This is a genomic window from Candidatus Contendobacter odensis Run_B_J11 (genome assembly GCF_000531125.1).
Lineage (GTDB): Bacteria > Pseudomonadota > Gammaproteobacteria > Competibacterales > Competibacteraceae > Contendibacter > Contendibacter odensensis.
Map to the genome: position 1 here is coordinate 109,170 of NZ_CBTK010000261.1, position 14,934 is coordinate 124,103.

General features: G+C 51.3%; 13 protein-coding genes and 1 CRISPR repeat array. All 13 genes read left to right on the forward strand.

Translation table 11 applies throughout. The features are described from left to right. Nucleotides 1-14: 14 nt before the first annotated feature. The 13 genes from cmr4 to cas4 all read left to right on the forward strand — a co-directional run bounded on the left by cmr4 (nt 15) and on the right by cas4 (nt 12,515). Complete coding sequence (gene cmr4, locus BN874_RS15725) at nt 15-905, forward strand: type III-B CRISPR module RAMP protein Cmr4 (protein WP_034435139.1); 891 nt, start codon at nt 15-17, stop codon at nt 903-905. After that, nucleotides 895-1,449, forward strand: coding sequence for a type III-B CRISPR module-associated protein Cmr5 (gene cmr5 / locus BN874_RS15730; protein ID WP_081756438.1), 555 nt, complete (start codon nt 895-897; stop codon nt 1,447-1,449). Before cmr4 ends, cmr5 begins: the two co-directional genes overlap by 11 nt. Then, nucleotides 1,446-2,540 carry a type III-B CRISPR module RAMP protein Cmr6 gene (gene cmr6 / locus BN874_RS15735; RefSeq protein WP_051497924.1) on the forward strand — a complete coding sequence of 365 codons (1,095 nt, stop codon included), beginning with the start codon at nt 1,446-1,448 and terminating at the stop codon, nt 2,538-2,540. Before cmr5 ends, cmr6 begins: the two co-directional genes overlap by 4 nt. A 429-nt stretch (nt 2,541-2,969) precedes the next feature. Then, a complete protein-coding gene (locus BN874_RS15740; protein WP_034435141.1) occupies nt 2,970-3,272 on the forward strand; it encodes a nucleotidyltransferase family protein in 303 nt (100 codons plus the stop codon). Continuing rightward, nucleotides 3,256-3,591, forward strand: coding sequence for a HepT-like ribonuclease domain-containing protein (locus BN874_RS15745; RefSeq protein ID WP_034435142.1), 336 nt, complete (start codon nt 3,256-3,258; stop codon nt 3,589-3,591). Before BN874_RS15740 ends, BN874_RS15745 begins: the two co-directional genes overlap by 17 nt. Nucleotides 3,592-3,686: 95 nt before the next feature. Then, nucleotides 3,687-5,642, forward strand: coding sequence for a TM1802 family CRISPR-associated protein (locus tag BN874_RS15750; protein ID WP_051497925.1), 1,956 nt, complete (start codon nt 3,687-3,689; stop codon nt 5,640-5,642). Between the two features lie 4 nt (nt 5,643-5,646). After that, nucleotides 5,647-6,669, forward strand: coding sequence for a type I-B CRISPR-associated protein Cas7/Csh2 (cas7b, locus tag BN874_RS15755; RefSeq protein ID WP_154724970.1), 1,023 nt, complete (start codon nt 5,647-5,649; stop codon nt 6,667-6,669). An 8-nt stretch (nt 6,670-6,677) separates the two neighbouring features. Further along, nucleotides 6,678-7,397: a CRISPR-associated protein Cas5 gene (cas5, locus tag BN874_RS15760; protein WP_034435144.1), complete on the forward strand. Its 720-nt coding sequence runs from the start codon at nt 6,678-6,680 to the stop codon at nt 7,395-7,397. A 36-nt stretch (nt 7,398-7,433) separates the two neighbouring features. Further along, a complete protein-coding gene (locus BN874_RS15765) occupies nt 7,434-9,761 on the forward strand; it encodes a CRISPR-associated helicase/endonuclease Cas3 (RefSeq protein ID WP_051497926.1) in 2,328 nt (775 codons plus the stop codon). After that, nucleotides 9,749-10,432, forward strand: coding sequence for a CRISPR-associated endonuclease Cas6 (locus BN874_RS15770; protein ID WP_034435146.1), 684 nt, complete (start codon nt 9,749-9,751; stop codon nt 10,430-10,432). The genes BN874_RS15765 and BN874_RS15770 overlap by 13 nt, the downstream gene beginning before the upstream one ends. Before the next feature lie 196 nt (nt 10,433-10,628). Then, a complete protein-coding gene (cas1, locus tag BN874_RS15775; protein WP_034435148.1) occupies nt 10,629-11,642 on the forward strand; it encodes a CRISPR-associated endonuclease Cas1 in 1,014 nt (337 codons plus the stop codon). After that, entirely contained in the window at nt 11,605-11,910 is a 306-nt protein-coding gene (gene cas2, locus BN874_RS15780; RefSeq protein ID WP_034435149.1) for a CRISPR-associated endonuclease Cas2, read from the forward strand. The genes cas1 and cas2 overlap by 38 nt, the downstream gene beginning before the upstream one ends. After that, nucleotides 11,907-12,515: a CRISPR-associated protein Cas4 gene (gene cas4 / locus BN874_RS15785; protein WP_034435150.1), complete on the forward strand. Its 609-nt coding sequence runs from the start codon at nt 11,907-11,909 to the stop codon at nt 12,513-12,515. The genes cas2 and cas4 overlap by 4 nt, the downstream gene beginning before the upstream one ends. Nucleotides 12,516-12,698: 183 nt before the next feature. Beyond that, a CRISPR array of direct repeats spans nt 12,699-14,866; the repeat unit is 37 nt; unit sequence GTCGCAATGACTAATCCAATACAACAAGGATTGAAAC. Nucleotides 14,867-14,934: the final 68 nt, after the last annotated feature.

Below are 14,934 nucleotides of genomic sequence, written 5' to 3' on the forward strand. Positions count from 1 at the left end.
TTGGAGAAAGAAGAATGAATAACAACACTGCTTTACTCGGTCTGTTAGCCGAAACATCGATTCACGCTGGGGCGGGCCAGATGGCTGGGGTGATTGATCTGCCCATTCAGCGTGAGGCGCATACCGCCTGGCCGGTGGTGTACGGCTCGGCGGTCAAGGGGGCGTTGCGCGCTTTAGCCGATGAACAGAAGGCCGCTTGGCTAACCCCGGTATTCGGGCCGGAAACCACGAATGCGTCTGACCATGCCGGGGCGTTGCTGGTGGGCGACGCCCGTTTGCTGCTGCTGCCGGTACGCTCGTTGACCAGCCATTTCAAATGGATCACCTGTCCGGCGCTGCTGAGACGCTTCCGCGCTGATGCGGAACGGCTGGGCTTGCCCACATTTATCGCCGCCGCCATTCCCGAAGTTGATGACAAGGATAGCGCCCTGATACCGGGTGAGTTGGTGAGCGCACTGTTTCTAGAGGAGTTCCGGTTCGCTACGCAGACCACCGATTTGAGTGCGGTGATTGCGGCGCTGGCCCGGTTAATGGGGCGGGAAGACGCTATCGCCGCGCTGCAAAATCAGTTGGTAGTGGTGCATGACGACCGGTTCAACCATTTGGCGCAGTTCGCCACCCCGGTCAATGCCCATGTCTGCATTGATAATAAGACCAAGACCGTGAAAACCGGGGCGTTGTGGTACGAGGAAAGCCTGCCGCCAGATACCTTGCTTTATGTCGGACTACACGCCCAGCCGACGCGGGTGAAGGGCGAAACCAAGACCGCTGCCGAAGTATTGAACCATATCACCAAGGACTTATTCGCCCGACCTTATCTGCAACTGGGTGGTAATGAGACGGTGGGCATGGGTTGGTGCAAGGTGACGATTTGCTGGGGGAGAGGATTGAGCGATGGCTCCTAAGTACATGAAGAAAAAAAAAAAAATAGCTTCAACTGCCAAGGTTGAAAAAGCGCCAACCATCCCGCCAGCACGAAAACCAACCACCCCGGCGACTGCGTCGCCACTCCTCCTTGATCAAGGAGGGGAAAAAAATACCCACCCTCCCGCCAACGCCACATTGCAACAACAGCGGGCGCATTTCGCTCTGACCCGGATTCGGGCATTGGCGGATAAGTGGAAAGATGAGCCAAAGAAGCAAAAGGCATTCAACAGTTACGCCAGCGCCATGCCGTTCATGATCCACGCTAACGGTTTGGGACAAACTGCGGCTTTTTATCGCAGTAAAGGAGAAAAAGATGTTCATTACTCCCTTTATCGGTTAGTTGGCGAATGGTTAAGCCAAAATCTTCAGCCTTTTGCGGGTAAGGCTGATCTGTTGGATGGCATCACTCAATCCGACATGGATGCCTATCTGGCGGCGCAGACCGAGGCGATGCTGTTTCTGGATTGGGTCAAGAAACTGGCCAGCGCGTTTCTGGCCCGTGAAGAGGAGGCCAGTTCATGAACTGGCCTCTTTACCGCTTGGAAACCGAACCGTTGTTGGCGACCGAGGGCAACCGGGGACTTTGGTACAACCGCTTTTTCAACTGCTATGGCGCGGATTGGAAGATTCCCGATACCGGTAAGAGTCAATGGGTCAGCGGGAACGCAGGGATAACCGGCCAGCGAGAGATATTGCAAGCCCAATCTCTGCGGCACCTGGCATTGATCACGGCGCTCGGCGGACGTGGCGCGGTATTCGCCACTGACTGGCATTTCGCCAGTGGTCTGGGTCTGCCGCATCCGGTGGAAAACGGCTTGGCCTGGCATCACACCCTCGGCGTTCCGTATCTGGCGGGTAGTGGAGTGAAAGGACTGGTCAAGGCGTGGGTAGAGGTTTGGGATGAGTCGCTGAATGAGGAGGAAAAAAAGCGGCGGTTGATGGACTGGTTTGGAACCACCGAGCAGGCCGGACGCTTCCGGTTCTTCGACGCCTTGCCAGTGGAACCGGTGACACTGGCGGCTGATGTAATGACCCCGCACATGGATCAGTGGTACGAACAGGGCGCGAAGATCGGTGAGCCTTGCCAGGAACCCCAAAGGCGAGTTCCCGCTGATTGGCATGATCCGGTGCCGGTGCCGTTTCTGGTGGTGAAAAATGCCAAGCTGTTATTCGGGATTGCGCCGCGCCGCCCGGAATTCGCCGGGGAATTATCGGAGGTTTTCGCGGCGCTGAAACAGGCGCTGGACTGGCTGGGTGCAGGCGCGAAAACGGCTGCTGGTTATGGGCGGATGATGGAACACGAAGGTGCGACGGCAGACTTGCGAGAAAAGGCCGAGCAGGCGAGGGCGCAAGCAGCAGAGGCAAAGCTATCGCCGGAACAGCGGGCCTTGCATGTGCTGCGCAGTAGGCTTGAAGCGGATCAAAAGCGCGGCGTCAAGGAAGCTGGCGGAGAACTGATCAATCAGACCAACCAGTTGCTCAAGGATGGGTTGAACTGGCCGGTCCCGGATCGGGAGGAACTGGCGAAGCTGGCCGAGGCGATCTTCGGCTATGTCGGCTGGGGTGCCAAAAAGAAGGAGCGCAAGGAGAAAATCGCGGCGCTGCGGAGGTAAACAATCTCTGGACGGTTGGCGTGGGATGCGCGGTTTATGGGTGAAAACCGGTATCCCTCCATTTTCGCAAGAGACTTAATACCGTTTAGCGATAGGTTTTATCTTTTATTCGTCATACCCGCGAAAGCGGGTATCCAGTCAGTCCAGCAGGTTTTATCTTTATTCGTCATACCCGCGAAAGCGGGTATCCAGTCAGTCCGGCAGCGGGTCGCTGGATTCCCGCATTCGCGGGAATGACGACCATAAATACGAAAACTACCGAGAATTGGTATAACGATAAGACTTTCGCTTTCCGTCGTTCCTGGGTCATCGGGAATCCAGTAAGCCACTGAAAAAACTGGATACCCGCTTTCGCGGGTATGACGAATTGAAGGGGCTTAGCGAAAATCCTGTAAAGAGCAGTCCTTAATTTTCGCAAGAGGTGGAGTAATGCGCATACCCATTGATGAGGCGACGCTGGCGCACTTTTGCGCAAAGCACCACATTCGTCGTCTGGCGCTGTTTGGCTCGCATTTGAAAGGCACGGCTCGCCCGGATAGCGACATTGACCTGCTGGTGGAATTCGACCTGGAGCATATCCCCAGCCTGCTGGGAATTGCCGGGATGGAACAGGAACTTTCGGGCTTGCTAAAGGGTAAAAAGGTCGATTTGCGCACTCCGCAGGACTTGTCCCGCTACTTCCGTGACGAAGTGGTGCGTACCGCCGAGGTGCAATATGGATATCGAGGATAGTGTACGTATTCGGCACATGATCGACGCTGCTGAATCGGCCCTGCGTTTTGTGAAAGGGCGATCTCGCGCTGATTTGGATCGCGATGAAATGCTGCATTTTGCCCTGATACGGGCGATTGAGATCATCGGTGAGGCCGCCAGCAGAGTATCCGTAGAGGCTCGATCTACATCGCCCGGAGTGCCTTGGCCAGAAATTATCGGGATGCGTAACCGGTTGGTTCACGCCTACTTTGACGTCAATCTGGACATTTTATGGCGTACTGTTCAGGACGCCATTCCCGTATTGCTGGTCCAGTTGAAAACGATTCATCTTTCATAAGTAGCCGTTTGCAGGCGACAAGCTTGTCAGGTCGGACAAGGATGGATAGGTGTGGCAGGCTATTTCAAATATCGGGTGTTCAGGAGATAACAACCATGTTGGAAGCAATGCGGGAATTAGCGTTATTGGAATTAAATCACCGTTGTAGGCAATCCGGGATCAATCTGGATGAGATACGTTCTGGGTATGGCGAGTATCTGACGCCCTTACTGGTGGAAGACTCTGAGAAAATTCTTCGTGTTTATCTATTGCAAACTGTATCAGACCAGCCCGGCGCAGTGAAAATGTGGATGGAAGATGTAGACGCCGCCAAGGCGCGGCGACTGCCTTTTGTGATGTCGAGAGTAGCGGCAATCGGGCCAGTGATGAAGCGCCGCAAGGTAGACGGTTTGCCTAGCCCGACACTTAACACTCAGGCGCTTACGGAGAAAAGCTTTGCAGAACATGGGCAGGATCAATCCTTGTGGGGAGCCTACTTCAAGGAAATGCACAAAATACTGTTTCGCAGCCATACCTTGATATTTTCCGATAAATCTTACTTGGTTGGCGCTGGACAAACCGATCCACATGTACTGGCCGCTGCTATTCGGCTGATTCCTGAGAAGGGAACTGTATTTCTGAGCGTATTGGATGAGGCTGAACGCTGGCCCGGCGATTGCTCTGAATACCATGCTTATTTGGCTCAGATTTTGGCTGACAAGTATGTTACCGGCGCTGCTGCTGCACACGGCCCAGCCGATTGTCCGCTCTGTGGCGCTACTGGCGTCACACTGTATCCCAATTTGCGTGGGACGGGCATTAACTTCGCCAACGTGGATCGGGCTGGCGCATTTCCCGGTCTGGATACGGGTTCGGCGTGGAAAGGCTATGGCCTGTGCCTGGACTGTGCTGATTTACTGTATGTCTTCAAGAATCACCTGCTCAACCAGTTTCTCGGCAATGTAGCGGGTGACAAGGCGCTGCTGATTCCCAGTCTGCTTGGCAATCCCGAAGGTAAGCGCCAATTTCTCGAAGATTGGCGGAAATATCTACAAAATTTGGAGAGCAATAAAGCCGAGTCCTTTGAAAATGACTTGTTGGAGTTTGTGCAAGGACGGAACGACGCCCAAGTTGTGCTGCATATTCTCTGGGCTATTTTTGGCCAAGTAGTTGATAAAGTGCGTGGTGTAATCAATGACATTTTGCCATCGCGGTTGCGATCATTGGCGAAGCACAACCAGCAAGCTAATCAATGGAATCATTCACTCGCCCCACGCTATCCGCTGGAAAATGCCCGTTTTGATCTCAGCTTGAATTGGTTATCGAGTCTATTGAAGCGTCCTGGCGGAAAAAAAGCGGAAAAAGTCAATAAAAGCGATCAATTATTCACCATCAAGCGGCAATTAGCCGAGGCGATTTATCACGGTTCGCTACTGGATGGGGTGCAAACTGGACTGTGGCGGGAAATCTTGGTCACAGCCAAATGGTATTTAAATGATCTGCCTGAAGATACACCCATTCTGCGAAATTACTTGCTGAATCAGGGCGTCAATAAAAAAGGCGACCAGCAAACTTTCGCCAGTTGGATCAGGCAACTGGCCCGCATTCTCTATTACCTGGACTTAACTGGAGTATTAACAATGGAAACTACCGATGATCCCTTTGAACCCTCTTTACCTGCGCTCAAGCCGTATTTTGAGTCAGGCTCCGGGTTAAACAGCCCGGAAAAAGCCTTCACTTTTCTGCTTGGTATTTTATATGGAAAAGTGCTGCAAGTGCAGGCTGCTCGCAAAATTAATGTTGCATCTAATGCACTGACTTGGCTGAAGCGGTTAAATCTCGATGGCCGCGATCTGCCTTCGTTATACAACAGGGTCCGTGAAAAGCTGCTTACCTATAAGACCGAAGCCAACTCTGATGTTCGAGTTCTGGTTCAGGATTTGGGTCGTCTCGGCGCTCGACTAGGCGACCCTATTCAGCTCGACAACACTACAACCTGCTATTACCTGTTACTCGGTCAGTCAGTTATGGTTGATGTAATTCCTTCTAATCCTGAAAAAGATGAGGATTGAAACAATGTCTACGCTCTCTTCCCGCCGGGAAATTTTGTTTGGTTATGACATTCGCATGGGCAACCCGAATGGCGATCCCGATGAAAACCGCCCGCGAAGTCTACCCGATGGCCGGTTTTATGTGACGGACGTGCGGTTGAAACGCTTTGCCCGTGATTATCTCGCCGCTAAGGGTCAGGAGATTCTGGTCGGTAATATTGAAGGCCGCACCACTAATCTTACTGGCCGAGTAGCGTATTACTTGGAAAGTATCGGCAAGGCCAAGGCCGATGGAGAAGAATTGGTCAACATCCTGCTCGACAGCTTCATGGACGCCCGCTGGTTCGGCTCTTCGCTGGCGTTTAAGGGTCAGAAGGAAGAGGACAGCAGCAGCATGGAATCGTCGGATGATCTGCTTGCCGACACCAAAGCGCAGAAAGGTAAGAAAAAACCAACCGAATGGAAACCCAACCCGATTCCCAAGACCTTGACCGGAGCGGTGCAGTTCAATATGGGCGAAGTGCTGCACGAGGCTGAGGAAATCCAGATTCAGGGCACATCGGTCTTTGCCAGCCTTGAAGGTAATAAACAGGGCACCTTTACCAATTACGCCGCGCTGCGTTATGCCTTAATTGCTTTTCATGGCGTCGCCAATGAGCATTCGGCGAAAAAATCGCGAATGACTGACGCCGATTATGACGCGCTATTACGGGCGCTGTGGAATGGGGTTCGTTCCGCCGGCAATACCCGCACCAAGATCGGCCAGGTACCGCGCCTGCTGCTGTCGGTGGAATACCAGCCCGGCGAAGAATTCCAGTTCGGCAACCTGATGGATTATGTGAAATTGCAAGCGGTTACTGGCAAACCAGAACGAGCCTGGGCATCACCAGATGACTACCGGATGGATTTATCGCGGTTGTTAGAGCGATTAAATAGTCAACGCGCCCGTATTGCTCAAGTCCGCTACGAAGTTTCGCCTGACCTGCAATTTGCTGGTTCTGGCCTTCCCGCCGACTGGCAACCGCTTGGCTTTGATCAACTGGCGTGAGCGTGGCTATGGACACCCTCAGTTTTCGCTGGTCGGCCAAATACGGTCATTTCCTGCGCGCCGAGGCCAATGTCAATGCGCTCAGCTATCCCACGCCGCCGCGAACAGCGGTATTAGGAATGCTGGCGGCAATTCTGGGTTTGGAAAAGGATGCTCTTGCTACTGATCTGGCTGGAATCCGGGTTGCAGTGAGCGGCGCGGTTCCTGCCCGGTTCTGGCATCGGGTCAAACTGCGTAAAGATCCACCGACGCCATTGCCGTGGGAAGTCAAGCGCAGCCAGCGCGGCGCTGAAAATCCAGCTCCAGAAAAAGCCGCGTTAATTAACCAGGAATGGCTGCTAAAGCCGAATTTCCTGGTGCATGTCGCTTGGCCGGAGCAGCCAGCGCGGTTAGCCGAACTGGCTGAGCGGATTGAGAACCGGCGCTGGCACTTTAGCCCATGCATGGGCCTGTCCGAACTGTTGTGCGACGTGGAGTTTGTGGCCCGGCAGGTCGCCAGTCCGTTGCCTACGGGTCGCCATATCGTGCAGGGGCTATGCATGGCCGACGATGTGCGTTTGCTGACTGCGGATAATCTGGGTATTCATTTGCTGCGTCTGCCGCACAGTGTCAGCGCCAACCGGGTGTTTCGCCATGTGCCCTATTATCTGGAACATCGCGGTCAGCCCTTTCCGGTTGAGACTGCGGCTGCATGGCGCGTGGGCGAATGGACAGGATTGTTCTCATAAATGGCTTATCCAAGATAACAAGGATTGGAACTTCGCGTGAACCAGACCCCATTGTTTTCTCATTACCAGCCCACCTTGCAATTGCGGCAACACTTGGGACAGGTGAGAGCGGCGGCGCAATTTCTGCTGGCTGGACACTCGCGTCAGACCCGCGAACGCCGCCCGGAAACCATCCCGGTGTTAGATGCGCTGGTTCGGGGTCACGATCTCGGCAAGGGTAGTCCGGCTTTTCAAAGTTATATCGGTAATCCAGTGAAATATCGCGGTGATGCCCATGCCAAGGAGCATTCCGCGTTATCGGCGGCGCTGGCGTTGCTGTGGGCAAAAGCGCAGGGCTGGGAAGCATTGCCGACGCTGGCGCTGGCTCAGGCGATTGCTGGGCATCACGCCGGATTCGCTACCTTGGATTATTTGGAAAACCGCCTGTGTTTGGAAACAGATGACCTGCTGTTGGAACAATGGGCCGGTTTGGATCGCGATGCGCTAGAACAGGCGACCGGGCTGGCGCTGAACGAAACCGATGGGGAATTTGAGGATGCCCGGCGCTGGCTGTTTCGACGCCAAAAGATCGGCGAACGGCTACGGGCGTTGTCATTGACGGATGCGGTGAAATTCCGGTTGTGGACCCAGTTTTTATTCTCGCTGCTGCTGGAAGCAGACAAGGCGTTTCTGGCGCTGCGTGAGGAGAAGCTACGGCAGTACTTTCAGCAGCCGCGCCCAGTGCTTCATTCCGAATTAGTCGATCAACGACTGGCTGCATTAACGGAGACGCCGCTCAATGGCCTGCGACAACAGTTGCGTGAGCGAATCTTTAGCAGCGCAGATCAGGATCAACGTTGTTGTACGCTGACTTTGCCTACCGGGACGGGCAAAACGCTATTGGCGGCAACTTGGGCCTTACGCCAGCGGGAGCAGTTGACAGCGAAAGGCGATCCGCCGCCACGGATTATTATTGCCTTGCCGTTTCTCTCGATTGTTGATCAAACCGAGCAGGAATATCGGCAACTATTAGGGTTAGATTTAGCGCATAGGTCTCAATCCGATCAGTTATTAGCCAGTCATTCGCTTTCGCAGCGGGAATACGAGATCGAAGATAAATCGCTAGGCCAAGGTTATACCCGTTTTTTTCTGGATACCTGGCGATCCGAAATCATCGTTACAACCTTTGATCAATTGCTGCTGGCGTTGTTTTCACCACGCACAAAACATCAAATGCGGTTTCATGCATTGATGGATGCCGTGATCATTCTGGACGAGGTGCAAACCCTACCCTGTCAACTGTGGGATATGGTGGATCAGGCGTTTCGTGCTTTGACTGAAGAGGGTAATAGCCGGGTCTTGCTGATGTCGGCGACACAACCGGCCTTATTGAGTGGAGCGCGGGAACTGGCTGGGGATGCAACAACAGTAGCGGAGATTTTTTCTGCTTTTAACCGTTACCGTTTGATCTTCCGACATCGGGAAACTCGCAATTTGGATGATTTTATTGCCGAGTTATTGCCGCGCTTGAAAAAATGGCGGCGGGTGTTGATCACGCTGAATACTCGTGCCTCAGCTAAAGCTGTCTGGAAAACAGTGAAATCCACGTCAACTATTCCAGTATTTCTGATCAGCGCCGATGTGACGCCCCGCGACCGGCTGGCGAAAATCATGCTGATTAAAGCCAGACAGCCGTGCATTGTCGTTTCAACGCAAACGGTCGAGGCTGGCGTGGATATTGATATGGATGTAGTGATCCGCGATTTCGCGCCATTGGATGCATTGATTCAAGTCGCTGGGCGTTGCAACCGGAATAACCGATTGGGCGATCAGGGCGGTCATGTTGAAGTGGTTTCACTTCAGTCCGCCAAGGATCGTGAGTATGCCAGGCTGATTTACGACCCAGTATTACTGGATATTACTCGCGAGGTGTTGGCAAATGCGCCTGAAACCGTGGGTGAGGAAGCAGTTTTGAATTTAAGCCAGCACTATTTCTCGCTGATTAAGGCGCGCAAGAACACTGGCGCTCATTTAACGGAAGCATTCGCCCGGTGGGAGGAAATGCCGGATATTCACACACTGTTGCGTGGTAGGGAAAAACAGGAATCATTTCTAGTGCTGGCTGATGGAGAAGAATGGTTACGGGATTCTTTGGAAGATTCTTTGAAAATAGCTGACCGTTGGGAACGGCGCGAGGCGTTACGAGCATTGGCGGGTGAGATTCAGCAACGCACAGTCAGTGTTTACGCTCGGCGCGGTTTTCATCCAGAAGATTATGCGGAACCACTGGGGCCATTCTGGTTGTTGCGGCCTGGTTATTATGATTCTGAGAGTGGTTTGGATTTGCGGCTTGATGAGGAGGATCCCGCAACATGCATCTTTTGAAAAAAATCCCTTGTGCCCAGGTCGAGCTGTCTTGGGATCATGAATTAACCGGTCATGATGAGGGGCGATCCCGGCAATTGCGCGGGGCGCTGGCCGGGACATTCGCCGATGACGATCTGTTTCATCAGCACGATCCGATGAGTGGCAAGCCGCTCTATCGCTATCCGCTGGTCCAATACCGCTGGCGGGCAGGACGAGGACTGGTGATCGGTTGGGGCGACGCGGCAGGCCGGTTACTCGGTTTACCTTGGCTGGATCTGGAACTGCAACTTGGCGAGGAAACCGTGACGGTTGGTGATGCAGCCTTGACTCTGCATCACGGTCAATTCGGAGTCAGCGAGCGGTTGTTGCATTATCGGTTGGCGACGCCGGTTCTGTTATTCAATTCCGAGAATTATCGCCGGTATCAAGGTATGGATGAGACGCTGCAACGGGTAGAGCGGGATCGGCTGCTGGTGTCGAATTTGCTCATTGCATTGCGTGGGCTGGATGTGCATTTTCCCGAGCGATTATATGCGACGTTCAGCCAAATCAGGACGCAACCTTGCCGCTATAAAGGGCAGGAATTGTTAGGAATTAGCGGAGAACTGGCTTGTAATGCGGTAATCCCTGATGGGCTGGCTTTTGGTCATGCCGTCAGTCATGGATTTGGGTGGTTGGCCGTCGGGTAATCACTTGATGAGCAGTTCTTTAAAAATTTGGTATGTGGTTTTCTTGCTGTTGCGTTGGCTAATCCAAGACAACAAGGTTTGAGCCAATAGTCGCCACCAAAATTAATCCGCTTCGGCGCTTGGCGCTGCCTATTCCCTGCAAGGAGGGGATAAAGCGGAAATACCTGGATTAAATTTAACTCATAGGGGTATAAATATGGACTTGATTCTTACAACTTTCGGGACTTATCTTCATCGCCAGGGAGAGATGTTCGTCGTAAAGATTAAGGAACAGAAACAGGAAGTATCTTCAAGAAAAGTCCGCTCTATTATGATTACGACCGGAGCGAGTCTTTCAACAGATGCGATTGAACTGGCGATTGAGAAAAACATAGATATTGTGTTTCTCGATCAAGTCGGGCATCCGTTTGGCCGAGTCTGGCACGGAAGGCCGGGTTCGACAATAGCGATTCGGCGCGAACAATTACGGTTGGCTGACACTGAGAAAGGGTTGCGGCTGGCGTTGGGCTGGTTGTTGCGAAAACTGGATAATCAAGTCGAGTTTTTGCGGGAGGCACGGCAACGGCGGAGTCGGTTGTCAGCCGCATTGACTGAGAAGATTAATGCGCTGATCGAGTTGCGTGGGTCGTTGGAAGAGGTGAAGGGTGAGCTGGATACAGTACGCGGGACGATTATGGGTTATGAGGGGCGAGCTGGGCGAACCTATTGGGAAGCGGTGAATTTATTACTGCCGGAAAATTTCCAGTTTGAGGCGCGGTCGCGTAATCCGGCCAAGGATGAGTTTAATTGTCTGCTCAATTATAGTTATGGAGTGCTGTATGGAACGGTTGAGCGGGCTTGTATTTTGGCGGGACTCGATCCGTATGTAGGATTTGTTCACACGGATCATTATCAGAAGAAGTCATTGGTTTTTGATTTAATTGAATGTTATCGGGTATGGGCTGATGAAACGGTGGTCGGATTATTCGCAGCGCGTAAGGTCAAGCAGGAGATGTTTGATTCGCTGCAAAATGGCTTGACCTTGAATAAGGAAGGAAAGACGGTATTAATGGGGCGATTTGGCGAGTATCTGGATGAGACGATTCGCTACCGGAATCGGAACATCAAGCGGCGGGATACCGTACAACTGGATTGCCATCGAATGGCGAATGAGTGGATTGGGAGAATTGGCGATGAAGACGACCGAGACGCTGGTGTGGATTCTGTATGATATTGTGGAAAATCGGCCTCGGTCAAAGATTGCCAAGTTGTGTAAGGAGGCGGGATTGTATCGAGTGCAGAAGTCGGTTTTTTTGGGAACAATTGAGCGTAATCGGCTGGATGAATTACGGCTGGCGATTGAGGAGTGGTCTGATGACCAAGTGGACTCGATTTATATTTTTCCAATGTGTGAGCCGGACTTTAAGAAAGTGATTCTTCTGGGACAGGCTTTTGATAAAAAGCTGGTGACCGATGCAATATTGGCGCTATTTGTATGAGTGAGCCAATTTCCGATACTGAACGCACCCCGATGATTACCCCATCGGAGGTGCTGGAACATGTTTATTGCCCGCGTTTCACCTGGTTTATGAATGTCCAGAATATCCCGCAGCATGAGGAATCACGGTTCAAGGTTCTCAAGGGACGGGAGGTGCATCGGCGGCGGGCGACGGAGAATCGAGATTATCTGCGCCGGAAGATTGGAGCAGTGAAACGGGAAATCGAGGTGTATCTGGCGTCTCCAGTATTACGCTTACGTGGGATTGTAGATGAGGTTTTATGGCTCAAAGATGGAACCATGTCTCCTTTGGACTACAAGTACACCGAGGCGCGGGAAACGGTGTTCAAAACCCATCGGATGCAGATTGTGTTGTATGCGATGTTGATTCGGGAGGTGTATCAGCAAGCGGTAACGCGGGGGTTTGTGGCGTATGTGCGGGATGGGAGTCAATTGCTGGAAGTACCCGTGACTGAGGCTAATATAGCTGAGGCGCGCTTGATGATTGAGCAGATTTTTGACATTATCACCACCGGCAAATTGCCTCGAAAAACGCCGCATCGTATCCGTTGTGAGGACTGCTGCTATAAAAATATTTGTGTTTAGTGGCGCGTGGCTTCTAACACATTGATTTTTATTTTTTATCTGCGCTTTTTTCGATGCAGTCGCAATGACTAATCCAATACAAAGGATTGAAACAGGGGTGCAAACGATGGAAAAACTGCTGAAAATGACTAAGCTCAGGAGGTCGCATTCAATTGATCTGCAAGATTTTTCTGGAAAAATGCGGTCGCAATGACTAATCCAATACAACAAGGATTGAAACATGTAGCGGGAGGACAGATCAACGGCGGGTTGCGTGGGTCGCAATGACTAATCCAATACAACAAGGATTGAAACCGCTCCCAGTTGTGCGGGGACTGCATACCCGACGGCCTGTCGCAATGACTAATCCAATACAACAAGGATTGAAACCATCAGTCATTGGGGTTTCCAAAGTTTAGGGTGGGGTCGCAATGACTAATCCAATACAACAAGGATTGAAACTCCAGTCGATTGAATCGACTCTGCGAGTTTATGCTCGTCGCAATGACTAATCCAATACAACAAGGATTGAAACGGGCGGTGGACATGCGCCCGGCTGCGGCGCGGTCTTGTCGCAATGACTAATCCAATACAACAAGGATTGAAACATCCAGACTACGGGGTAATTCGGCGCCCGCTCTGGCGGTCGCAATGACTAATCCAATACAACAAGGATTGAAACATTCGTTTTCCTCAACGTATTCAAAGGGCGGGCGTAGTCGCAATGACTAATCCAATACAACAAGGATTGAAACTGCGAAGCAGCGAGAATGCGATCCCGCAAATCGCGGGTCGCAATGACTAATCCAATACAACAAGGATTGAAACATCTCTTCGTCCGTGGAAATCCACCATCCCGCGATTGTCGCAATGACTAATCCAATACAACAAGGATTGAAACTCGCAGTCTGTGGCTTTGCTGCCGACTTGATGAAAGTCGCAATGACTAATCCAATACAACAAGGATTGAAACGCTGCTGCTTCCCATGATCTCGGAGTCGGGAATGCGGTCGCAATGACTAATCCAATACAACAAGGATTGAAACGCTGCTGCTTCCCATGATCTCGGAGTCGGGAATGCGGGTCGCAATGACTAATCCAATACAACAAGGATTGAAACTGCGTAAAAACATTCTGCCACCCAGTTGATCGATGAGTCGCAATGACTAATCCAATACAACAAGGATTGAAACAATTCAGAGACCAGCCATAGGTTGTACAATGACCAGTCGTCGCAATGACTAATCCAATACAACAAGGATTGAAACGAGTGGGCGATCCGTGTGGCCGCAACCGCACTTTTCTGTCGCAATGACTAATCCAATACAACAAGGATTGAAACGTCTCCCTCTCCGAAAACCCATGGCAACTGTTCGCCGTCGCAATGACTAATCCAATACAACAAGGATTGAAACTGTATCCGGCAAAGTCGGCGGAAAGATAATACGTGGGAGTCGCAATGACTAATCCAATACAACAAGGATTGAAACGGAACCGGGAATGCGGGATTATTCACGACTTCAGGAAGTCGCAATGACTAATCCAATACAACAAGGATTGAAACATCAATGCAGCAGCCGTGGTAAATGCTTTCATGTGTTGTCGCAATGACTAATCCAATACAACAAGGATTGAAACGTTAATACAAAACGATGGTGGCGATCAATTCATGGCGGTCGCAATGACTAATCCAATACAACAAGGATTGAAACTTTTTAACGCGGAATGAGTTAAAGTCTGGTGTCCCTGTCGCAATGACTAATCCAATACAACAAGGATTGAAACGGAGGAATACCGCGATATGGACGTGGTGCTGCAATCCGGTCGCAATGACTAATCCAATACAACAAGGATTGAAACCCCAACTCTGTGGGCGTGTAGGTCATGCCACGCGGAGTCGCAATGACTAATCCAATACAACAAGGATTGAAACCAGCCGCGACGGTCAGGTAGACCGGACCATACGCCGTCGCAATGACTAATCCAATACAACAAGGATTGAAACCAACCGTCATGGAATCCCCACCGGGAACCGGAATAGTCGCAATGACTAATCCAATACAACAAGGATTGAAACTTTTTGTGACTAACTTTATGTCGATAGGTAAAAACGTCGCAATGACTAATCCAATACAACAAGGATTGAAACGTCACAAAAACAACACTCCCTGGCAAGGAGCGGATAAGTCGCAATGACTAATCCAATACAACAAGGATTGAAACCTGTGTAGCTTGATTATATAGCATTCTTACCGCTGTGGTCGCAATGACTAATCCAATACAACAAGGATTGAAACTATAGCATTCTTACCGCTGTGTGCAGTGTTTTAACTCGGTCGCAATGACTAATCCAATACAACAAGGATTGAAACTGTATATAGGTATAGCTCTCCTATGCAGGTTGTGGAATTTTTAGATACCATTCTATTTTTCTAAAATT